The organism is Enterobacter sp. 186315, from assembly GCF_053290175.1.
In genome coordinates this window covers 1-22502 of record NZ_JBPTTK010000026.1, presented here as the reverse complement: position 1 = coordinate 22502, position 22502 = coordinate 1, and the positions used below count along the sequence as shown (strand labels likewise).

Annotated in this window: 22 protein-coding genes and 1 pseudogene; 8 read left to right on the top strand and 15 right to left on the bottom strand. The window is 50.0% G+C overall.

Translation table 11 applies throughout. The annotated features are described in order from the left end of the window. Positions 1-23 precede the first annotated feature (23 nt). From ACSVHP_RS20550 to ACSVHP_RS20540, 3 genes and pseudogenes are all read left to right on the top strand, one after another. Positions 24-848 carry an oxacillin-hydrolyzing class D beta-lactamase OXA-9 gene (locus ACSVHP_RS20550; RefSeq protein WP_000722315.1) on the top strand — a complete coding sequence of 275 codons (825 nt, stop codon included), beginning with the start codon at positions 24-26 and terminating at the stop codon, positions 846-848. Between the two features lie 199 nt (positions 849-1047). After that, positions 1048-1365: pseudogene (locus ACSVHP_RS20545) on the top strand (recombinase family protein); the annotation flags it as partial. Positions 1366-1547: 182 nt separating this feature from the next. Continuing rightward, entirely contained in the window at positions 1548-2408 is an 861-nt protein-coding gene (locus ACSVHP_RS20540; protein ID WP_000027057.1) for a broad-spectrum class A beta-lactamase TEM-1, read from the top strand. A 138-nt stretch (positions 2409-2546) separates the two neighbouring features. Here the strand turns inward: ACSVHP_RS20540 and ACSVHP_RS20535 are convergent, their stop codons facing one another. Further along, a complete protein-coding gene (locus ACSVHP_RS20535) occupies positions 2547-2849 on the bottom strand; it encodes a histidine phosphatase family protein (protein ID WP_085327671.1) in 303 nt (100 codons plus the stop codon). Positions 2850-2928: 79 nt separating this feature from the next. Here ACSVHP_RS20535 and ACSVHP_RS20530 point away from each other — a divergent pair, with 79 nt between their 5' ends. The 5 genes from ACSVHP_RS20530 to ACSVHP_RS20510 all read left to right on the top strand — a co-directional run bounded on the left by ACSVHP_RS20530 (position 2929) and on the right by ACSVHP_RS20510 (position 8180). Next, positions 2929-3312 carry a DUF1496 domain-containing protein gene (locus ACSVHP_RS20530; protein ID WP_004206889.1) on the top strand — a complete coding sequence of 128 codons (384 nt, stop codon included), beginning with the start codon at positions 2929-2931 and terminating at the stop codon, positions 3310-3312. Positions 3313-3416: 104 nt separating this feature from the next. Then, positions 3417-3812: a lytic transglycosylase domain-containing protein gene (locus ACSVHP_RS20525; RefSeq protein ID WP_004187436.1), complete on the top strand. Its 396-nt coding sequence runs from the start codon at positions 3417-3419 to the stop codon at positions 3810-3812. After that, positions 3812-5119 (top strand): secretion/conjugation apparatus DotM-related subunit, encoded by a 1308-nt coding sequence (locus ACSVHP_RS20520; RefSeq protein WP_015059988.1) that lies wholly within the window; start codon positions 3812-3814, stop codon positions 5117-5119. The genes ACSVHP_RS20525 and ACSVHP_RS20520 overlap by 1 nt, the downstream gene beginning before the upstream one ends. Before the next feature lie 10 nt (positions 5120-5129). Further along, on the top strand, positions 5130-6080 hold the full coding sequence (locus tag ACSVHP_RS20515; protein ID WP_004206886.1) for a DsbC family protein: 951 nt from the start codon (positions 5130-5132) through the stop codon (positions 6078-6080). Between the two features lie 12 nt (positions 6081-6092). Then, the gene (locus ACSVHP_RS20510) at positions 6093-8180 is read left to right on the top strand and encodes a conjugal transfer protein TrbC (protein ID WP_004206885.1); all 2088 of its coding nucleotides are present in this window, start codon (positions 6093-6095) and stop codon (positions 8178-8180) included. Positions 8181-8230: 50 nt separating this feature from the next. On the opposite strand, the gene dqlB is transcribed toward ACSVHP_RS20510, so the two are convergent. The 14 genes from dqlB to traO form a co-directional block, all read right to left on the bottom strand. Then, positions 8231-8326: a DinQ-like type I toxin DqlB gene (gene dqlB / locus ACSVHP_RS20505; RefSeq protein ID WP_004206884.1), complete on the bottom strand. Its 96-nt coding sequence runs from the start codon at positions 8324-8326 to the stop codon at positions 8231-8233. A gap of 1226 nt (positions 8327-9552) precedes the next feature. Then, positions 9553-10608 (bottom strand): plasmid replication initiator RepA, encoded by a 1056-nt coding sequence (gene repA / locus ACSVHP_RS20500; protein WP_021526650.1) that lies wholly within the window; start codon positions 10606-10608, stop codon positions 9553-9555. After that, complete coding sequence (repB, locus tag ACSVHP_RS20495; protein WP_031942489.1) at positions 10605-10655, bottom strand: IncL/M-type plasmid replication leader peptide RepB; 51 nt, start codon at positions 10653-10655, stop codon at positions 10605-10607. The genes repA and repB overlap by 4 nt, the downstream gene beginning before the upstream one ends. A gap of 249 nt (positions 10656-10904) precedes the next feature. Beyond that, on the bottom strand, positions 10905-11135 hold the full coding sequence (gene repC / locus ACSVHP_RS20490) for an IncL/M type plasmid replication protein RepC (RefSeq protein WP_004187496.1): 231 nt from the start codon (positions 11133-11135) through the stop codon (positions 10905-10907). A gap of 73 nt (positions 11136-11208) precedes the next feature. Beyond that, complete coding sequence (locus ACSVHP_RS20485) at positions 11209-11862, bottom strand: hypothetical protein (protein ID WP_004206935.1); 654 nt, start codon at positions 11860-11862, stop codon at positions 11209-11211. A 2-nt stretch (positions 11863-11864) separates the two neighbouring features. Beyond that, complete coding sequence (locus ACSVHP_RS20480) at positions 11865-14045, bottom strand: DotA/TraY family protein (protein ID WP_004187492.1); 2181 nt, start codon at positions 14043-14045, stop codon at positions 11865-11867. Further along, positions 14038-14688, bottom strand: a complete 651-nt coding sequence (locus tag ACSVHP_RS20475) for a hypothetical protein (protein ID WP_004187488.1) — start codon at positions 14686-14688, stop codon at positions 14038-14040. The genes ACSVHP_RS20480 and ACSVHP_RS20475 overlap by 8 nt, the downstream gene beginning before the upstream one ends. Beyond that, entirely contained in the window at positions 14685-15893 is a 1209-nt protein-coding gene (traW, locus tag ACSVHP_RS20470; RefSeq protein ID WP_004187486.1) for a conjugal transfer protein TraW, read from the bottom strand. Before traW ends, ACSVHP_RS20475 begins: the two co-directional genes overlap by 4 nt. Then, positions 15890-18940, bottom strand: coding sequence for a conjugative transfer protein (locus ACSVHP_RS20465; RefSeq protein ID WP_011154474.1), 3051 nt, complete (start codon positions 18938-18940; stop codon positions 15890-15892). The genes traW and ACSVHP_RS20465 overlap by 4 nt, the downstream gene beginning before the upstream one ends. After that, complete coding sequence (locus tag ACSVHP_RS20460; protein ID WP_085327669.1) at positions 18937-19431, bottom strand: hypothetical protein; 495 nt, start codon at positions 19429-19431, stop codon at positions 18937-18939. Before ACSVHP_RS20460 ends, ACSVHP_RS20465 begins: the two co-directional genes overlap by 4 nt. A gap of 45 nt (positions 19432-19476) precedes the next feature. Next, a complete protein-coding gene (locus ACSVHP_RS20455) occupies positions 19477-19866 on the bottom strand; it encodes a DUF6750 family protein (RefSeq protein ID WP_011154472.1) in 390 nt (129 codons plus the stop codon). A gap of 16 nt (positions 19867-19882) precedes the next feature. Further along, entirely contained in the window at positions 19883-20413 is a 531-nt protein-coding gene (gene traQ, locus ACSVHP_RS20450) for a conjugal transfer protein TraQ (RefSeq protein WP_004187478.1), read from the bottom strand. 23 nt (positions 20414-20436) lie between these two features. Next, positions 20437-21141, bottom strand: coding sequence for a conjugal transfer protein TraP (gene traP, locus ACSVHP_RS20445; protein ID WP_045342064.1), 705 nt, complete (start codon positions 21139-21141; stop codon positions 20437-20439). Between the two features lie 11 nt (positions 21142-21152). Next, positions 21153-22502 (bottom strand): conjugal transfer protein TraO (gene traO / locus ACSVHP_RS20440; RefSeq protein WP_004206932.1); only part of this gene is annotated, 1350 nt, incomplete at its 5' end.

The following is a 22502-nucleotide window of genomic DNA, read 5'->3' as shown; positions in this document are numbered from 1 at the left end:
GCGGAGCAATGAAGGATACCTTGATGAAAAAAATTTTGCTGCTGCATATGTTGGTGTTCGTTTCCGCCACTCTCCCAATCAGTTCCGTGGCTTCTGATGAGGTTGAAACGCTTAAATGCACCATCATCGCAGACGCCATTACCGGAAATACCTTATATGAGACCGGAGAATGTGCCCGTCGTGTGTCTCCGTGCTCGTCTTTTAAACTTCCATTGGCAATCATGGGGTTTGATAGTGGAATCTTGCAGTCGCCAAAATCACCTACGTGGGAATTGAAGCCGGAATACAACCCGTCTCCGAGAGATCGCACATACAAACAAGTCTATCCGGCGCTATGGCAAAGCGACTCTGTTGTCTGGTTCTCGCAGCAATTAACAAGCCGTCTGGGAGTTGATCGGTTCACGGAATACGTAAAGAAATTTGAGTACGGTAATCAAGATGTTTCCGGTGACTCGGGGAAGCATAACGGCTTGACCCAGTCATGGCTGATGTCGTCGCTCACCATATCTCCCAAGGAGCAAATTCAGTTTCTTCTACGCTTTGTCGCGCATAAGCTGCCTGTATCCGAAGCGGCTTATGACATGGCGTATGCCACAATCCCGCAGTACCAGGCAGCCGAAGGATGGGCTGTACATGGAAAAAGCGGCAGCGGCTGGCTTCGGGACAATAACGGCAAGATAAATGAAAGTCGTCCGCAGGGCTGGTTCGTGGGCTGGGCTGAAAAAAACGGACGGCAAGTTGTTTTCGCCCGATTGGAAATAGGAAAGGAAAAGTCCGATATTCCCGGCGGGTCTAAAGCACGAGAGGATATTCTCGTGGAATTACCCGTGTTGATGGGTAACAAATGATATGTGGCGTCATCGAGAGCAGATGCATAACCCTGCGCTCGAGCGGACCTCGCGCATAAAGCCGCGCGAGTCCGCTCACCTTGAACGTTAGATGCACTAAGCACATAATTGCTCACAGCCAAACTATCAGGTCAAGTCTGCTTTTATTATTTTTAAGCGTGCATAATAAGCCCTACACAAATTGGGAGATATATCATGAAAAGAGTTTGATGCTCAGGGTGTAGCGGTTCGGTTTATTGACGACGGGATCAGTACCGACGGTGATATGGGGCAAATGGTGGTCACCATCCTGTCGGCTGTGGCACAGGCTGAACGCCGGAGGATCCTAGAGCGCACGAATGAGGGCCGACAGGAAGCAAAGCTGAAAGGAATCAAATTTGGCCGCAGGCGTACCGTGGACAGGAACGTCGTGCTGACGCTTCATCAGAAGGGCACTGGTGCAACGGAAATTGCTCATCAGCTCAGTATTGCCCGCTCCACGGTTTATAAAATTCTTGAAGACGAAAGGGCCTCGTGATACGCCTATTTTTATAGGTTAATGTCATGATAATAATGGTTTCTTAGACGTCAGGTGGCACTTTTCGGGGAAATGTGCGCGGAACCCCTATTTGTTTATTTTTCTAAATACATTCAAATATGTATCCGCTCATGAGACAATAACCCTGATAAATGCTTCAATAATATTGAAAAAGGAAGAGTATGAGTATTCAACATTTCCGTGTCGCCCTTATTCCCTTTTTTGCGGCATTTTGCCTTCCTGTTTTTGCTCACCCAGAAACGCTGGTGAAAGTAAAAGATGCTGAAGATCAGTTGGGTGCACGAGTGGGTTACATCGAACTGGATCTCAACAGCGGTAAGATCCTTGAGAGTTTTCGCCCCGAAGAACGTTTTCCAATGATGAGCACTTTTAAAGTTCTGCTATGTGGCGCGGTATTATCCCGTGTTGACGCCGGGCAAGAGCAACTCGGTCGCCGCATACACTATTCTCAGAATGACTTGGTTGAGTACTCACCAGTCACAGAAAAGCATCTTACGGATGGCATGACAGTAAGAGAATTATGCAGTGCTGCCATAACCATGAGTGATAACACTGCGGCCAACTTACTTCTGACAACGATCGGAGGACCGAAGGAGCTAACCGCTTTTTTGCACAACATGGGGGATCATGTAACTCGCCTTGATCGTTGGGAACCGGAGCTGAATGAAGCCATACCAAACGACGAGCGTGACACCACGATGCCTGCAGCAATGGCAACAACGTTGCGCAAACTATTAACTGGCGAACTACTTACTCTAGCTTCCCGGCAACAATTAATAGACTGGATGGAGGCGGATAAAGTTGCAGGACCACTTCTGCGCTCGGCCCTTCCGGCTGGCTGGTTTATTGCTGATAAATCTGGAGCCGGTGAGCGTGGGTCTCGCGGTATCATTGCAGCACTGGGGCCAGATGGTAAGCCCTCCCGTATCGTAGTTATCTACACGACGGGGAGTCAGGCAACTATGGATGAACGAAATAGACAGATCGCTGAGATAGGTGCCTCACTGATTAAGCATTGGTAACTGTCAGACCAAGTTTACTCATATATACTTTAGATTGATTTAAAACTTCATTTTTAATTTAAAAGGATCTAGGTGAAGATCCTTTTTGATAATCTCATGACCAAAATCCCTTAACGTGAGTTTTCGTTCCACTGAGCGTCAGACCCCTTTACCCAGCAGAAATTCACCGACATACACCACGGCCATCGCGCCAACCAGCCACAGTGCGCCAACGTTGCTCAGCTGGCCAACGACCGGTAGCGGAGCAACCCAGCGGCGGTATACCAGGAAAACACACAGCAGGTACACCAGTACAGCACCATGACTGAAGAACAGCGTATTTTTCCCCAGCCCATAGAGCAGAACAGCCTGCCCCATGACAAACATGGCCCCCCAGGCTATGGCCCAGGCTGCCAGCAGAACCAGCATAAACTGCAGATATTTATTACGTGACTGAATCATTTTATCCCCTGTTAATTTTTAAACAGAATCGGCTTGACACTCAGGCCGGTTTTCAGACCTAATTTAAATGATACAGAAAATGATTGCCGATTTTTTTAATGGAGAAAGTGAAATGAAATTCACCACGAAGATTGCTCTTATTCTGGCTGCATCCGTAATCAGTTGCAGTGCCTTTGCTCAGAGCGTATCCGCGCCGAAAACCGATTCTTTACTGAGCAGCATTCTGGGTGAGCAGGTACAGACAAACCAACATCTTGTACAACTGCTGGCAAAGGATCAGGATGCCGGTATTACACTGACCCCGGAACAAAAGAAAACCTCTTGCCTGTATGAAAGTCATTACTACAGCAGTGGCGCACCACTTACCGTCGGAAAAGAAACACTCCGCTGCACGCTGAGTGGCGAAATCCCGACATGGGAAAATGTGAACGAGGGCAATATTGTCTCTGTCGAAGGCAAATAAAATCCCTTTGACAGCCTCTCAATTATCCGCACCAAAATGATTTAAAAAAATCTCCTTTTGATGGTATATTTTTTACTCGAAATAGAAATCATTAGGAGATTGTTATGGTTGATGCCCCGCCCTCAATCCCGCTGCCAACCTGCATGGTTGAAGCAGCACAGATTTATCACATTCCTCTCCGTGGATTCCTCGCCTTGTGGCTGACTGAAGGCGGAAAACCGGGAATGAAAAATAAAAACAAAAACGGCACTTACGATTACGGCGCATTCCAGATAAACACCATCTGGGCGAATAAGCTGGCGTCCGATTTTGGAGTAAAAGCGGAGCAGCTGCAGCATGACTTCTGCGCCTCTGCAATGGCCAGTGCCTACATCCTCAAATACAACATCATTCTCGAAGGGGGGGATTTCTGGCAGGGTGTCGGCCGCTATCACTCCAACACGCCGGCGCGTAAGGCCTGGTATATCGGGAAGGTTTACCAAAATTCTCTGAGGTTCTGATGCAAAACCAGCCACAACGGAAAGGGGGAGGGGATGATGGCCTGATGATTATCGGGGCCCTTCTCATCATGATCACAGTGATGTGGTTTGGCTTTCGTGATTATGTGATTTACGGAGTCTGTCGCCTGCTTTACTGGATCTACGGTGTACTGCCGGACGCCATTACACCGGGTAATGCGGCCGAGCGCCGGGACATGCTGCTGTCGGCGGCGCGGTATAACCACCAGGTTTCGCTGTGGGACTTTATCAGCGTGATGAACGACACGGCCAGCGTGCTCTTTCCCCTGTTCATTTTAATCATCGGGTTGTTCGTCTGGGTTATCTCGCGCAATCCTTACTACCGTCTGACCCGTAAACTGACCATCCGGAACCTTCCCTGGGTGATGGTAAAAAACTATCCGGGGATAGCTCATATCCTCGCCCGGTTTGGCCACCTCGATCAGCTGCTGCTGAATGAAGATCCGGAAGAAGCACGCAGCGCGCAGTCACCCGTTGAGTTTGCCCAGGAACATAACCTGATTGATACCGCTAAGCGCCGCCTCCGTAAAAAAGCCGCACATAAAGTCTTCCTGTCACAGGTAAACTTGGCCCCCGAAGGGGCGGCCCTTTCCCTGGCGCCCTGGGAAAAAGCGCTCGCAGCCTCGTTTGTACATCTGCGGTTTATGGGCGACCGGCCAACGGCTAAATCCATTCTCGACGATCTCAACCGTTCCTGCCTGCGGACTAAAGACGGTTTCCCTGATTATTCGCTGGCCGCCGGGTTCTGGACCGTCGCCAGCCAGTGTGAAGCGTTCCGAGAATTTGCAAAGGGGCGCCGCAGCTCCCGTTCGCTACTCTACGCGCTGTTCGATGATGACCTGCAGCTGCCATCCGCTAATTTCCGGTGGCTTAAAGGTGTGGACCGCACGTTATGGTATGCACTTTCAAGCGCCGGCCGCGGGAAGTTCTTCATTGAGGGAGGTGGTGTTATTGCCTGGAGTCAGTGCGAAAGTTACCGGCTGACGCTCGATGAAGAAAAGGCGGCGAAATTCCCGCCGACCGTGCGGGCGGCCGTGCTGGGCCTTGAGCTGGATCTGCTCCATTACCGCCATATTGACCGCCGCGATCCCGCCATTCCGGTCGCTCACTGGCAGGAAGACGTTATACCGCCATTTGCATTTGAATCTGACGCTGAAGCGGAAGACGAGCCGGCTACGCCGCCTGCAGCTCCGCACGACACCCCGAACAACAGTCTGCGACTGACAGACGATGAACCGACGCCGGCTAAACCTCAGCCGGCAACCCGACCCGATCACCTGGAACTCTAAGCGAGGAAGTATGAAACTCACCGTAAAAACCGATCGCAACACACTTTATCTTTCCGCTGACGGAAACTACCAGGAACAAGCCCTGCACTCCTTCCCCCTGTCAGCCTGTCATTTTGGACTTGGCCATGATGCCGGCAGCGGCCACATCCTGACGCACAATACGTTTTCTGGTGAAGCGGTGCAGCTGTTCCGCTTTGAAAACGAATATCAGGCCATCGAGGCGCTGAACAATATCCGTAAAAAGCTGAAACAGCAGCGCGGACTCAATGCCGTGCGCCGGCTGTCTAACTTTATCTTCTGGCCAGTCGCCGCGCTGGGCTTTATCGTCTCCATCAACGGCGCGTTGATGAATATGCATCAGCCGGCACAGCCACTGCAGGCAAACTCGTATGCTCCCGCGCCGGGTCTGCAGCAGCCTGCCACTGCGCCGGAGCAGCTGCAGGTTCAGGCAGCACCTGAAGCCCCTAAAAAACTGGCTGATAACGACTTGCTGTCACTGAAAGATGCCGTCACCAGCGGACGCTTTACAATCTCGCTTTCAACCGGGCATAAACACACCCTGTATGTGTTTTCCGATCCGATGTGCCCGCACTGCCGCGCGCTGGAACCCCGACTGCAGGAACTGAGCAAACGCTATAACGTCGAGATTTTCCCCGTGTCCGTTTATGGCGACCTGCGCTCGATGGTCCGCGCCGCTCCTGTACTCGATACCGGGAAAGATACCCGACTGAAAAGCTGGGAAGACACGATTAACATGGGATACACCACCATGAACCCGAAAATTGACGATCCGAAAACAGCCCCGGATACCACCGGCGCCCGCCTGGTTGACGCGAACAATATGGCATTTGCGAAATTCGGGTTTATCGGTACCCCGTCCATCGTTGCCGATTCGGGTGATGTGATCCCGGTTTCCGTCGTCAAAGACGATGCCCGCCTGCAGCAGGCAATAGGAGAATAACCCGGAGCCGCTATGCAACAGGAATCTGTAGACAGTAAAAAAGTCCTCCGCCCAGATGGTTCGTTCATGGAGTGGTTCCTCACTCCGAACGTACAGTTTGGCCTGCTGGCCATACTGACCGTGCTGGGTCTGTTTCTCCCCTTTACCATGCTGCTGAGCATCCTCATCCTTCCGCCGCTGATGGTGGCATTCACGGATCGTAAATTCCGGCCACCGCTGCGAATGCCGAAAGACTGCGAAATGTTCGACGACACCCTGACCACGGAAACCCAGGCGGAATACCGTCTGGGGCCCATTCGCATCCCGCATAAGGTCCGGGAGCGAAAGAAAGCGAAGGGAATTTTATATGTCGGGTATGAGCGGGGACGCCTGTTCGGCCGCGAGCTGTGGCTGAACATGACGGACCTGCTGCGCCACATGGTATTTTTTGGTACCACCGGGTCGGGCAAAACCGAAACCTTCTATGGGTTTATCGTTAACTTCCTGCTGTGGTGCCGTGGCTACTGCCTCTCAGACGGTAAAGCAGATAACAAGCTGGCCTTCGCCACCTGGTCGCTGGCGCGCCGTTTCGGCCGTGAGGATGATTATTACGTTCTCAACCTGCTGACCGGCAGTATTGACAGGTTCGTGAACCTGGTGAAGCAGGAAAGCATCCCCGCGCAATCCAACTCAGTCAACCTCTTCAGCGTTGCCCCGCCGACCTTCATCATCCAGTTGATGGAATCCATGCTCCCCCAGGTGGGCGGGGATTCGGCACAGTGGCAGGATACGGCAAAAGCCATGATGTCGGCGCTGATCAATGCCCTGTGTTATAAGCGCGCCCGCGGCGAACTGCTTTTGTCACAGCGCACTATTCAGAAAAACATGTCGCTGCCGGCAATGGCCGCGCTGTACGTGGAGGCAAAGAAAAACGGCTGGCACAGCGAGGGTTACGCCGCGCTGGAAAGTTATCTGGAAAATACACCAGGCTTCCTGCTGGCCAACGCGGAATACCCGGAAACGTGGGAAGCCCGCGCCTTCGAACAGCATAACTACATGAGCCGTCAGTTCCTGAAGACGCTCTCCCTGTTCAATGAAACTTATGGCCATGTTTTTCCGGAAGACAGCGGCGATATCCGGATGGACGATATTTTCCACAATGACCGCATTCTCATCGTCATGATCCCGTCGCTGGAGCTGTCACGCGGTGAAGCGGCCACGCTTGGCCGTTTATATGTGACGCTGCAGCGAATGACCATCAGTAAGGACCTGGGCTACCAGCTGGAAGGGAAAAAAGAGGAAGTCCTGCTCACTCACGCGCTGAATAATCAGGCGCCATACGGGCTGATTTATGACGAGCTGGGCCAGTATTTCACCAGCGGTATGGATACGCTGAGTGCGCAGATGCGTTCACTGGAAAAAATGGGCGTATTTTCCTCCCAGGATCACCCGTCGCTCGCCCGCGGCGCGAACGGCGAGGTGGATTCGCTGATCGCCAATACCCGCGTGAAATATTTTGAGTCGATTGAAGACCGGAAAACCTTTGAAATACTGCGCGAAACCGTCGGCCAGGATTATTATTCTGAGCTCTCCGGGCAGGAAGCCGAACACGGCACGTTTTCCAAAACGGTCCGGGAAGGGGATCTGTACCAAATCCGTGAAAAGGACCGCGTGAACATTCGTGAGCTACGTAAGCAGACCGAAGGTCAGGGGGTAATTTCTTTCCAGGATGCCCTGGTACGCAGCGCCGCGTTTTACATTCCGGACAATGAGAAGTTTTCCAGCGAACTGCCGATGCGGATAAACCGCTTTATCGAGGTATTGCCGCCATCGCCGGCAACGCTGTACAGCATTTATCCGGAACGCAAGGATGATGAACTGGCGGAAACCAACCCGGATGCAATGCGATTCCCGCCGATCAAGCTGTTCGGCTACGACAAAGCGGCCAACAGCCTGCTGGAAAAAATTGAGGTCTTCTACGAGCTGCAGTGTGGCGCAATTTCACCGGAGGAAATGTCGGTGTGCCTGTTTGAACTGTTCGCTGAATGGCTTGATGGAACGGAAACGGACGACGTGCTTTACCACCAGGAAGACGATCTGTTCCCGATGATCGAGATGTAACCCTGTTAAAAGGCGGGGAGTGGTCCCCCCGCCTTTAGTTACGTTTCCGGTCAGTCAAAATACTGCCGGATCAGCTCCAGGACCGCTATCACAGCGTTAGACACTGCAACAACTGCCCGCAGAACGACGATTAACAAGTTAATCATCCGTTAGCTCCATACAGAGCAGGAACACCGCTGATCGCCCTTACACTGCCTGTCACAGCGGCTACCTCACGTCAATTGTTTTGGCCGTTCCCACTCCAGCCAGGGCATTGAAACAGCACCACCTGTTTTTCAACCAGGACTTTAATCCGTTCATGCCGCATAAGCGGGGGGCTGGAGAAGAACGTCAACAGATTGACCCGCGCAGTATACCCTATTCCCGGTGGTTTGCATTTACTGCACTCATGGCGTAATATTTAACCGTCAATTGTTTTGGTTGTTCCCGCCTCCATCCGGGGCAAAACATAAAAACCCGATCTCACCAGTCGGGTTTTTTTGTGCCTCCATTCTGGCAGAAATCGCATTTCCTCAAATAAGCGCCTGAAACGCTCTCTGTGGCCTTCACTGCAAAAAGAGCAACATTCCCCTGTCTTCACCCTGTTTAACGCGCCTGCGAGCGGCTGACGTGGATAACCGCGGCTAAATCGATCCTCTTTTCCCTGTTAATTTTAAAACTCACAGCTGAAACTGGCGTTGATTGCCTGAAAGGCATTGCACGATATGGCAGGCGATTTACCTGCCAGACTGCCCTGCAGGTGACGCTGTGGCCACATTACCCCCTGGCTACTGCGAGCGGGCGGTGTGACGTTAGCGGCACACCGCCCGCGTGGGTAGTAGCGTTGACGTCAGGGGTGCGTGTCGCAGCCCTGCCGTCTTACGGGGGTGTTCTTAGTTACATCATCCATCATGCTTTTTTCTGCCGAGCCGTTGGCTCGGCGGGGAAAAGCACGGTGGGGCAAAGAAGAATCTGCCCTGGAGGTTTCTGCTGGACACCCTGCCCGGCATTTGCCGGGTGCTAACTTGGGAGCATAGCGACCATTCTGGCCGTCGTGCCGCGTAGCGGCGCTGAAAGGCCAGGCATATTCCCATAATCCACAGAAAATTGCGCCTGAATAACAGTGATCTCTTTTATTGAATAAACATCTTTTTAAAGAAGTTAAGAGTGTATTGCAGCTTGCTTTGACCACGATTGCAGGTCACTTTATTTCCTCCTTTGCGGATAACTGTGGATAGAGGTGATTTCACTGCTGGTTATCCACCGGCGGCGCCAGAAGGTCAAAAAATCACGATGGCCACACGTTAAAACTGGAGGAAATTTGAGCAGGTCGCGCCGGCTGGCCAGCACGAAAACCGCCAGGCGGCGGTTAGAAAATTACAGGGGGATAAAATCAGTGATAAGCAGGGGGGCCTGCTTCCCTCTCCAGCCCCAGATCGAGCTGATAAAGGTGGCTGAATACGCGCTGCGTGAACTGTTCAGGCGACAGCGCGTGCAGTTCGTCTTTCGGCAGCGTCCGCATCAGATGAACGGACATGGCATATACACGGTCGTCAAAGGGCTTTTCTGCCAGCGCTTTCAGCTTCTTCTCGCGCTTCCCCTTCAGGGCGGCTTCACGCCGGCGAACCAGCGTGGCGTGCATCATGTTCTCATACCAGCGCCGGCGCGCCGCTTTGACAGAGATTTCTTCCGCCTGGCCATGCTCATCGCGGGTTATCCATCCTGCCGCTTCAGCGGCGACCTGTTCGGCCTGCTCCGCATACAGTTTATCGAGATCAACGCCGATTATCTTCCAGAGCCGTTCCGTCAGCACGACATGCTTGGGGAACCACTTGCGGTTAAACGGGTCCCATGTGACACCTTCAGGCAGCGCCAGTAACCCGTACTCCATCATGTGCTGCAGCAGCCGGCAAACCCGCGGAACCGTCACCTTCCGGATCACGTTCCCTTCGCTGTCTTTTTCGCTGAGCTGCCACGCCATTTTGCTGAGGTTGATAGTGTCTATATGGGTTGCCCGGTCAACGGTGCTGACCATAAGCGGCACGATGGCATCAAGCAGATTCTCCCGCTCCGGGCGGAAGTCACGCTTCCGGCCGGCCTGCTCACGCAGCTGCACGAAGTACGGGTGGCGGCTGATCCGCATACGCAGACTTAACGCGCCGGTTTTACGATCGCGGCGAACAAGGCGGTTGTAGGCATGGCCAAGCTGGCCAGGGAGCTTTTTGAAGTTGTCCGGTCGGTACCAGCTGGGTTCCGGGCAGAGACACGCCGTTGAGTGCGTACCGCGACGACGGCGGGTTTTGCGCGCTGGTTCAGCACCTTCATTTAAAGGCAGCTGCTGGGGTGATTCTTTAGGGGATTGGCTTTCTAGCCAGGAGATGAACTCCGGCGAAAGACCTTCTACTGACTCAATGTCAGAAAGCTGTAGGTATGGATTCTTTTGATTCACCAGCCCCTGCACATATTGGCCGGGCTGTATTGCAATAGGGTACGCATTTGCTATAATCCTTTCTGCCAGTGGGCAGTTTGTACCCCCTGATTCTATTCTGAGCCGGCCAAAGTTCTGAGATAGGATCAGGGGGTTTTACTTTTTGTGGCTCCTGCCACTCCTAAGCGGTACATCTCCGGGCCGCTCTTCCCGTGCTAAATTCTGTAATAACCCCGTAAGGTTATGTAAACGCCGCTTAACATATCATGCGTTTCTAAGCGGGGCAATACCTGCGATCCCGCAGTTACAGAGTAACCTCACTCTTCAGAATCGTCAAATTTTAAGCCGTCGTAATAACTTTTCACAAGAAATTCAATAACCTCCGCCTGAGTGAGCTTTTTTACTTTTGTGATCTCTATCAACATTCTTTTTGCATCTTTGGGCAGATAAAGATTTAGCTGGTCATGAGTATCTCTGATGCGATTCCTGTAATCCTTCTGCTTATCCAGGTTACTCTTATGCACCTGCCGCTCAACTACTCTGCTCACAAGCCCTCCGACTACAAACGACTATAACCACCTGAGTATACACAAAAAACCCGCCATATTCGGCGGGTTAAACTCAATAATTGCTGTTTATGAACCATCCAGCGTCTGTCAGTTTACTCTTCAGATGCTGATAGTTTTCATCCCTATTTTTATGCGTTCTGCAGATGATTTCCATATCCCTGTACGCTTTATTGATATTTGGAGCTGTGATCGTTATCGTCGTAAGCCCCGTATTTCGCAGGTTTATGATTAACTCCCTGCCGACTGACTCCCATGACTCGACTGTTTCGGCTTCAAAAAATAGCCGCTCACGTTTAATACTGGATGTGGCATACAGGGATGCTACTCCTATGATTCCAGTACTGAAGTCAAAGCCTATGTAAGTCCTCCGGGCCAAGTCATAGTGCTCGCAGTCCTTATGAGGTTCAAAGAAACCAGAGTTTTTCATTGAAGCAGTTACCTGGTAGAGCTTGCGGCTCCTGAAGTCCTTTTTCAACATCCAGATCAGCACTGAATCGATCACAAAGATACCGACTGTACTAAACCAGTGCTCCTGAATTGAACCGTCTCTAATCGTCCAGTATAAGCCGCTCAGAAACACGAAAGCGCTAACGAACAGAAAGAGGAATACAAACATCATCCAGAGCCATGATGCGTAGTATCCAAGCCTTTTAGGACGCGCATTGTTACTAATTTTCTTAAAGTCAGTGTTTGATAACGCATTCATATTTAAGCTCCTTTGATGCCGTCCTTGCTCTTATCTACACCTGCGTCAGGATTAAATTGCTTAGGGTTGTTACGGTTCATATTTTTGGCTCCACGACCGAACGCAGCAAAGATGTCATGAACATGGTTCTGCATATCACCCAACACTGAATCGTTCATCTTCTGTCCAATCCAGTTTATAACATAGTTCGGCATCCTCGCAGGAAGTGCAAATACGCGAGCCACCATACCTGTGCAAAGCCTTGCATATAACATCAAAAATCCGATCGATGACAGCAGGCCAGTGAAAGAGTCAGACTGGACCTGTTCCATAGCGAATTTAAACATCATGTTTAACGCCGTTCCCAAAGCTACGATGGCCAGTGAAGCAAAAATAAACCCCATTACCATGAGCATCGGCCGAATCATTACATCGATAAGGAACACATAACCATATGTACTCCGCTCATCATTACTCTGGCCAATGTTGATATGGGTAGCTGCCCACAGGGAAGACGCCAATACACCTGTCATAAGCGTAACCAGCCAATCTGCCATAGCTACAAACCAATAAATCATCGGTATAAACGGCAGCCAGATAGATAGCGCAAGACCGATACCAAAGAGGCTATAAAACAGCGGGTAAACCAAGAACGAAACCGATTCTAATACGCCAGCAATAGCATCTCGAATCCCTGTAAGTTTGTTCATCATTCCCGCAGCAAAACCGGGTAGACTCTTCCCTTCTGAAACCTTCACTGCAACATTGATAGCGGTCCAACTGGCGAGTCCAACCTCAGCTACACCTAACGTGTAATCGCCGATAGCTTTCATTTTGAGTAAAGGGTTGGTCACGTCACTGTAACCATCACCAGTGCCGTAGTTACTCGTTGCAAGCCAGTTTGTAACGTTGAAGTCGAAAATTTTTGTAATAAGGGACGTTCCGTCTCCAGTTGTGGCGGCATTTTCAAGGCTTTTTTGATCAATGTTCCTTGCAAGTGCGTTAGATTCGGTGCCAAGAGGCGGCGTATAATTACTATTTTTCAGCTGAGAATGGTAAGCCTGGAACAAGCCTTTAAAGTAATCGATAGAGCCGATATCGCCATCGTTACTCATTCCTGAAACTACCGGCTTCAGGTTAGCAACATCTTTCATCTCGGTATTCGCAGTAGCTAATGTGTGATAGTACACACCAAGATATAGCCACCCTTTCTCTTTGATATCCGACTCCATTTTTTGAACAATTTCGTCGTCACCGGCTGCTGAATTAGCAGCATGTTGAACCTGAAGCTGATAATCACGCGCAGCAGTCTGGATCGCGCTTTCAACATCTGGCAGCTCACCGTCCCCGGAACGCATTTTTGCCATATATGCTGCATTAAACTGTTCTGCAGCAGTCTTCATTTTTCCCCACAACGTGTCCGTTGCTTGTTGCTGAACGCTGTAGACGGAATCCGCATAACCGCTAGCGAAGATAGAAGTCCATCCTGCTGGACGTTGTGGCAGCGAAACGGTCCCACATACAGCTGAGCCGTTGTTTACAGATATCGAATATGTGCTATCACCTGTTTGGTATTGCATTCTGGCGTTATTCTCATAATGTTGGCCAGAAGCCTCCATTTGAGCAATCCCCTGATTTACACCCAAAGCACAAAGGTTTGTTTCAAACATCCCTTTTGCAACAGACGCCATTTCTGGCATAACAGGGGCTATATAGACAGCTTTACCACTCGCTAATTCCGAAGCAGTTTTGTCTGCAATAACATTGGCAGATCCTACGCCAATGATTGAACCGCACCATAGAAAAAGCAGCTGTGCCACAGACCAACCGACAACGGTAGGTACAAGCAACAACCACCCAAAAGTCGTTTTAACAATTTTGAATGCGTTGTTGCCATCACCCTCAATAAAACTTCCCAACTGACCTGCCTGGTGAAGTTTCTTAATGCTGATTATCCCCATATAGACGAGGGCAAGAATCGCTATAACTTCGTTGACAGTGAAGAAAACGTTATTAAGCAAGCCATCGCCGGAAGGGCTAAACGGATTATTAACTACCTCACCAAATACGGTATGTAACATTTGACGCGATAGGTCACCTGAACGTTTAGCCGCTTCAGTTATGCCATCAATCCCCAAATCCGCTGAATATGAAGGCGACGCCACAACGAAAAGAGATAGAAGCAACCTTTTTAATTTACTCATGTGGCCCCCGCTCTTGACCAGCCTGCGAAAAATTAAATGTATTACGCACTCCCCCATCATTAAGGAAATAACGTAACGTACCTTGCTCTGCATCAGAGTGAGCCTGGTTTCGTAACTGCCACCCCATAAACTCACATGTGAGAGCCTTAATGAAAGCAAAGATCCCCGCAGCAAACAGGACGCCACAGGTGAGAGTTGCTCTTAACAAGCTCATGTTCGGTGAGCCATTTAGAAGCAATCTGGCATAACCAGACGTTAAAAAAAGCAGAATGAGGACTAATGCAAAAAAACAACAAAGCCAGTATTTCTTGTATAAACTGGCCTTATCCAACAATTCTGAAATAGGTCTATTGCTCCGTTTCATAACTTCGGCGAACGGCTGATTTGCATCAGAATCAACAGGTGGGCCATCAAGGTTTTTTATTTGCTTCTTAACGAATGAAGCCCGCTGAAAGAGCAGGCTGAATGTTTGCTTTACTGACGCGATAATAAAATATATATCGCTGATGCCTGTAATATAATATATCGTTCGTTTAGCCTTCCCTTCCGGGAGGTCATTGACGCCTGTTACAACATCAAGGCCTTTTTTTAATTTCCCTGATTTGGCTGTGTCTTTATCCCCTGTTTTATTTTCGTCGGTCATTTTCTGGATACTCCCGCGTTCACACTCTCCAGCTGTGCTGCCAGCATCGGTTTGTATGTTTGATATGCGTCGTTCGCCAGGATCTGGCCAAGCAGCACATTTTGTTTCTCCAGCTGCTGTTTGGTTTTCAGCACTAACCAGTTGTTCAGATTGGCGATATTGATTTGCTCACGCATCAAATCTTCGGTGTTCTTGTTGGTCAACGTCGCCTGGTAAGCAGGGTTGCTGTAACGGCGACCTACTTCGAATTCCTCAAACTCTCTGGCAGACATACGGTTAAGCTGTTTCGCCCTGTTACTGGCCGTCGCCTGGAAATAGGATTCGACTTCCGGCACTTTGCGTGCATCTGCAAGCGCGGCATCAGTGGCCGGGTTCGGTTTGGAGTTGGCGATCATTTCCATCTGAGGTTGTGCGGCCGCGTCGGTGAGCGCCTGGTATTGCTGAATCATGCCCAGGTAAATTCGCCCGCTGGCGCCTTTAACTTCCCCACGACTCAGCTGACGACCAGCACTGCGCAACGCGGTATTTTTCATATAACGCAGCGCCGCATCTGTCTGCTCATCTGTAAACGTCAGATCAGGTGCCTTGCCTTCTTTGCCGGCGCCATAAAGCAACGAGCTCAGCGACGTATCTGCCCGCGGCATGTCAGATACACTTGGGCAGAATGAAGTCCCGCCAAATGCAGCATAATCCGAACTGTCGCAATACTGGCTGTGAACTTCGGCCGTTGAAGAAGCGTCCACGTCGGTTGCGCGTGCCGGCACTTCAAAAATGGCCTTTACATCTTTCGCAGAACTGGCGCTTCCCAGCGTTCGCTGACCGCCAGCGGCCGCAGAGGATACCCCCGCGGCACCACCGCCAATAGACTGCGCACAAATATCATCCGGAACACGGTACTTATCCTGTGCCTGCAGCAGCCGGTCATTACGTTTTTGCTCGACTTCGAACTGTCGGTTAGTTTCAGCCACCTGCTGCATTAATGCTGCCTGGCGATCGCCCTGCTGGCTGATTGCCGTACCAATGTTAATCAGCGTGGCCTGGATGTTACCTAACAGGCCATTAGCTGTGCTCAACGCCGGCATAACCTGCGTTGAGATGGGAATGCTGCTGTTAACGTTGACCGTATAGGCAAATGCTGACTGTACGCTGAAGGCCAGAATTGAAACGGCCATCACTGACCGTTTTGCGTTTCCGATTTTTATCATCTGAATCCCCTTCTCACATCAGAAATGATTTCTTTAGCGAGTTTCATCGCCATAGTTTGTGATTCTTCTTCTGAATCACGCTCACCACCCTGATTGACCACCATTTCATCTATGATACTTGATGCACTTCCCATAGGGAATCTATTTGCTAATACTTCCCTTGCTTGTTTCGTTCCCAGCTCTTCATAAAGCACATCCCTGAGCGCCCTATCTTTTGCAGATGAGTTCAGTGCCCAAAGCAGTTTTGGACCTAATGTGTTTTTCAGAATATGGCAAATCAGACCACGTTTCGTTTTAAAAATACCGAGAAATGCAGTACCACTTCCGTCCGGATAAACCCCTTGCGGAAGCTGTCTGAAACGACGCAGGATATCGGCCGGGATGTTTATCTCTAATTGCTTCAGATACTCTTCATCCCCTTCCGTCAGGCGCATCATAAACAGGCTGTTCATGGTTTTAAGCACGCTCGAAGGCATATGGCTCAGATACTGAGACGAGAACGCAGTACGGACGTTGAATTTACGATCTTCAAGGTCAGCGGTATTCAGCGCATTTTGAATAAAGTCGATGCCGGCAAAGTTATGACACTCATCATAAAAGGTATGTTTAACCTCTTCTGAAAGCTCCCTGATGCGCGCCTGGTGATATGCCCTGTACTGCTCCGGTAAAGCAGGAATGAAGGTTTCTGCTGACTGAGGCAGATAGTAGTTACGCACTGCCATCTGGCGCGCAAAGAGATACATAATGCCGGATTTGAGCTTGCCTGCAGGTGTCGTTCTGTCACCGAGCACGTTTTGCATATCCAGGATCGCAATACGAGTCTCTGGGCTGAAATCATAAACCGTGATCCCAGAGAAAATGGCATAGTCAGCAGCGGCAGCCTGGAAACAACGTGCAACAAAGTTTACTACAGGCTCACTTCCATTGACTTTTACATCCGCATATTGCTTACTAAAACCTTCTTCTTGTAGCTCGCTAATGAAATCGTAAATGGTCGGCACAGCATAACGCTGGGCAACCGTCGCTGCATGGAAATATTTTTTGGCAAACAGCTTATCAACGACTTCCCACCATGTAGCTTTTTCAAACCAGTCTTCACCGAGCTCTGTATCCAGACCAGATACTTTCAGAGCTTCATTAACAACCGGATCGTTAAACTTAAACTTATTTGCGTCAGAATGAGCTTTTGCTTTGTATACTCTTGATACAACTTTACTGACGATTTGGCCAACGCTCATTGCATCTGGCGGCTGGCCAATTGCCGGATCAATACAGAATGCGTTAAGCATCTGCTTTAAGAATACTTCCTCAAACTGCGTCAGATACCTTGAACCTAACTGCGTATCGCAGATGTTAATACAGTGCGATTCGTCATTGTTCAGGGTGATACTGGCAACCAGGTGTCGTAGATCCGCCGGCAATTCAGCCCAAATCAGGTCGGCAATACCTTTCGCACTGTATCCCTTATCAATGATGGTCAGATAAGGCAATTTTTTATCTGCCCGGAAAATCGCGCTCAGGTTAAGACGGTTGGCCAGCACGCTTTTACCGGAACCAGGAACACCGGTGATGACATCGGTAAATTTCTCCTGCAGGGGACTGGCGATTTGATAAGGGAACAGCTTGCCATCGAGCGTGATGAAGTTGATATTGCCTTTACCATGCCAGGGGCTGGCCGGACGTTCAAAAGGTAACATCCGCAAGCCTTCACTCAACGGCGGATAATGCAATGAGCCAGGTGTGGCCGTCGTCAGCCCCGGAACGGATGCAATCAGTGCGCTACCTGGATTACCATACGTCTTGGACACACCTGATACACCCCAGCCTTCAATCGCCTTAGTTAAAGCCGCCAGGTTGCGTTTGGCTTCATCCTTAGTGTCACCCCAGGTGGCAAAGTTGATGGCCATGATAGCCGTTGGATCGGTTTCGCTCTGGGCCCCGACATAATCCATATCACGCGCGATAGTACCGAGTGAGGGAATGAAACGAAGGAAAGAGATGATCACTGATGGCCAGAACAGTGCTTTTTTGCCCCCGCCCATAAAGTCATATTTTATCCGGTACGGGATTTTCCGGTTAATCGCGTTGAATAACTGCTTAAATTTGACAGGGTGAAGTGGTGGCAACTCAAGGGCAACAGAGCCGTAATACTTGCCATCGCAGTAAATCAGGCCACCATCTTCTTCCAGTTCCCCTTCCATGATCTGGATATTCAGCCGCGGCGGCAGCACTGAGTCGATATTGCCTTTCCGTGGAGCGCCATAAACTCGCAGATTTTGGTCAAACGGCGTGCGAGGGTACCAGTTTTCTGATGTTGAGTTCCGGAACAGCATCTGACGCATCATGGCGCCGGCGTGTTTGACATCGAGGACATCAACCAGAAGCCCCATCCCCGACTCATCATCCCCCTGAAGCATACCAATCAGCCGCCACAGCATCGCGTCATGCGTGATCTTCAAACCTTCAAGCTGAAATTCGATTGGGTTCTGACTGAAGCGAGTCTGCGGGATATCCTTCATAACGCCGGCAGCTTTTGCCTGCTCGTTTTTAAGTTCATCCTTCGCAATCATCCCCTTCGAGGTATACAGCACGATGTAAGCGCGTTCACGGCTGTAATGGGCAGCAATTTTTTTTGCGTCATCGGCGATCAGGTCTTTAATGTCTATCTGCAGGCGCTCTATTGCTGCTACCTGCGGTTTATAAACATTATTCAGTTCTTCCTGGTTCTTGGTAAAGTCGCGCTCAAACACCACAGACAGCTTATGGCCACTGTTAATAAAGGAATTCGACAACGAGTTTGAAAGGTGCATGATGAAGTCATTAAACGACTTCTCGTCAAACGATGATTTAGCGCCCTGAACCTCAATAACGGTAAGAAAATCGTTGTTCTTCGTAGTCAGAATGTACGGAGCCCTGATTTCAGGATGCTCAACGCGATCCTGCGACGTAAGCCCTACAACCGTTGTCAAATCACAGTATTTTAACGAGTCATTTGACGTAAGATTGCGTGAGATACCTTCGATCACATCCTCAAAGAAAGAAATCATTTAAAACCTCTCTTACCCTTGTAAATTTCATTCCAGTCACTTACATCCGGCAATTCGTCTGACTCTGCGACAGAAGTGACAAACTCATCGTCATAATTCATGGGAAGTAACTGATGGTGTTTTTTTATCAGGTGCAGTAAATCGTATCCATCATCACTGCCGGTTTCGTTTAGAACTACGTCAGTTGTGCTGAGCAATATCTGTTTAAGTTTCTGTGCCTTTTCACGGTAAGAATCGTCCGTTGACTTTTCCGCTTTTGCAATTGAACGAAACAACAGGCTGTAGAGTTTTCGGTTTGTATTTCTCTTCAGCAAAAGTCCGGTTTGAGTCTCTAGTTTCATTTTCTCCGGGTGTTCGAGCGACAGGCATACAGAGCAAAGCATTCTCTCTTTCTGTCCATCTTCTGCGAGGGAGAAAACATCTTTGCTCTTTATCCCGCACACATGGCATCTGGCAGGTTGTTCATTCCTGGTGAGCTTAAAATCTTTCATGGGGGAACTCCGGTATTGGCCCCGCAAGGCGGGGCCGAAAGGACATTACAGGGTTGCGTCAACGCCAACGGTTGAACCAACAGAAGAGATCCATGCGGTCAGGCCGACCAGACAGGCTCCAACAACCATTGACCAAAAGATGAAGCCGCCACTGATATCTTTCCCGCGTTTGTTTTTGAGCCACAGAGCTACAAGACCTACGATGAAGCACACAACACCAACCACTTTACCAGCGGTAATCAGACCAGGCTGGGTACTGGCCATACCTTCCGTGAAGGTATTGATCTTTTCCCAGACAGTCGTTTCAGCTGCAGCCTCTTTGCTCAGTAATGCCAGGGGCAATACCACTAACGATTTTGCTACCGTTCCGCGCAGCTGATACGCTGCGATGGATGCAGATAACGCCTTGTCTTTGATAAATTTAACAATTTTCATAAAGTATCCTTTTTGATTACCAGTGAATGTTTAATGTGCTCTGCAACGCATCGAGCGTTTGTGTATCGAACATCAGAAGTAGTCCACATACAATTTTCACAATGGATGCCCCTCTCGTGCCCGAAGCTGACAGCTCCGTATGGCCCTCAAGGTAAGAGTCTTTCAACCCCTTAATACCCCTGTAAAAAAAGTATGCACCGAGAATTCTAACAATCCCCAGCACTGCGTTGACTGCTGCGGCTCCCATGCCAAACGTAGATTCGCTCGCATAACTGACGGGTCCGAAACTGACATCGCCAAATCCTAAAGTGGCACCGCCTGAGTTCATCTGTGCTTTCAGCGTGATGAGGCATACACAGAAGATGATCCCGGCAAAAATTCTGCCAACTTCAACACCTTTGGTAGAATGCCTGGCCTGCTTCCGCAGGCTCATCAGATATCCAATAACACCAATGATCCCAACGATTGCAGCGACACCTATGATTAGCCTTGTCAGCGGTTCCTGACCACCGTTAGCAACCTGAATTAATACCGATTCTAAATCCATAGTTTCGCCTTTTTAGGTCCTGATTAGCGGATTAGGCCTTTACTTGTTGTAACGATTCTATTTTCAGTATCGATACCCGTAATGGTGACTCCGCCAAGTTGACTTCCGACCTTCACAGCATACGTCTGGTTATTGTATTTTACCCAAGCAAGATCGCCAGATAAATCATTAATTGAAAAACCTCTCAACAAAGGTAATGCCTGTGACGTTGAACCGGAAATTGTTCCACTCTGATTACCAAATGAAGGCCCATAACCAGCGGCTTTCATTTTCAGTTCCTGAACCTGATTGTTCAGATTTTTAATTTGTTCATTAGCGCTTTGTAACTGACTGGAAAGGATCATCATTCCATTTTTAGAAGTTGATTCTATCGCGTCCAGCCGTTCCTTTTGCTGCAGCAGAATCCCGGAAATCTGCTCGCGGAAGTCACCAGAATCCTGCCCGGCAGGGGCAGACTGTACGCGCGGACGTTGCGCTGAAGACTGGATCGCCCCATTCCCCGTCGCTGGCGCAGTATCACTATCGGAGCCCCCAAACAACCAGACTAAAAGCAGGATAGCGATGACAGCGATACCACCAATCCATGCATAGTCACTGATATTAAGCGGCTTTTTGCTCGCTTTTGCTGCTGGCGTCACTGTCGGTTTTGGCTTTTCAGCAGGCTTAGCAGACACCGGTTCCTGGGCAGGAGCTGCTTCGTTTTTATTGTCATCTTCAAACAGATTCATTATCAATCTCCTTAACGGTAATACGGGTTACTGGAGCCATACCCGTAGCCGGGGTAGCTTGGAAAGTTTTGCTGAGGGTAATTAGGAGCCGGAGGCTGAGGCATCTGCTGAGGTTGCACACTAGAAAGTGTCGGAGTTGCTTGCTGCTGCGCCTGCTCTGCAGAAGCATTTTCCATATTCTCGCCACAGTCGCTTTCATACACCGGCGCGACAAACTGGATGCCTATGAGTTGGTTACGATCAACCGTAACCTGCTTCACCGGCAGGCGGGCTGCATCGTCGGCCAGGACACGCCCTGCCTGCTCACCCATCCCGCCAATAATGGTACCGGCAACCGCTTTGCCATCAGGTGTACCAGTTGAACGATATGCGTTCCCGCCGTCAGTGATAATCATCTGCGAATTGCTGTCCGCATACAGCTGACCAGTTCGGCCTAATCCGTTAGCGACAGCCGGCAGAATAATACGGCTGAACCAGCGGTTATTTACATTTGAGGAAACGGCCGCGCGCAACGAGTCGGAAGCCACGCCATACGCATCGACCTTACACTGCACTCCGTTCAGCTCCATGCCGGTGAAGTGAATTCGAATACCATCGCCGGCAAGACGGTTTTGGCCAGAATAGAATTTGGCGCCGGCCTGCGCTCCAGTTGGAACATGGGCAATAGCAATACTGTTCTGATCGTCACTGTCCATCGCCGTATCCATTACTGCCGGCACAAGCGTGTAAGCCGATACAAGTCGGGCTCCTTTATCTTTGACCTTATTCTTCGCCCCCTGTTGTTTTTCAGCATCCGGCTTTTTGTTCTGCGGATAGACCGAATCGGTCCACCCTGAGAAAGTCCCGCCGTTCTTGTCATTTCCCTCAGCTCCCAGAGAGGTTGCAAGTGCAACACCCGTGACAACCGGTGTTCTGGCCTGGTCTATTTTCTGCAGTAACGTAGCCACCGCTTTAGCCTGACGCTCACGCTCTTTCTGCTCAGCATCATTAGCCTTACTGTTATCGCCCGACGGTTTTGCTGACGATTCCCACGAATATTTTGGTGGTGGTGCTTTGGTGCCGTAATCAACGGCCACCGGGTTACTGGCTGACAACGTGGATATGAAGCTATCCCCCGTGAGCGCCGCTTTCTCTGAATTATCAGCATTCCACTCATTCAGCAGCTTGTTGTATTGGGGATCATTAGCTTTTTCCCTGCCAGTTTTCCCTTCCAGCCCCTGGGCTTTCACCTGCGACCCTCCCGTTGCCGGCTCATCTGATGAGCCAAACAACCAGTACCCTCCCAGAAGCGCCACCACTGCAGCAGCACCACCGACGTAGAGCATCATTTTTCTGGTTTCTTTACCTTTATCTGTAGCCAT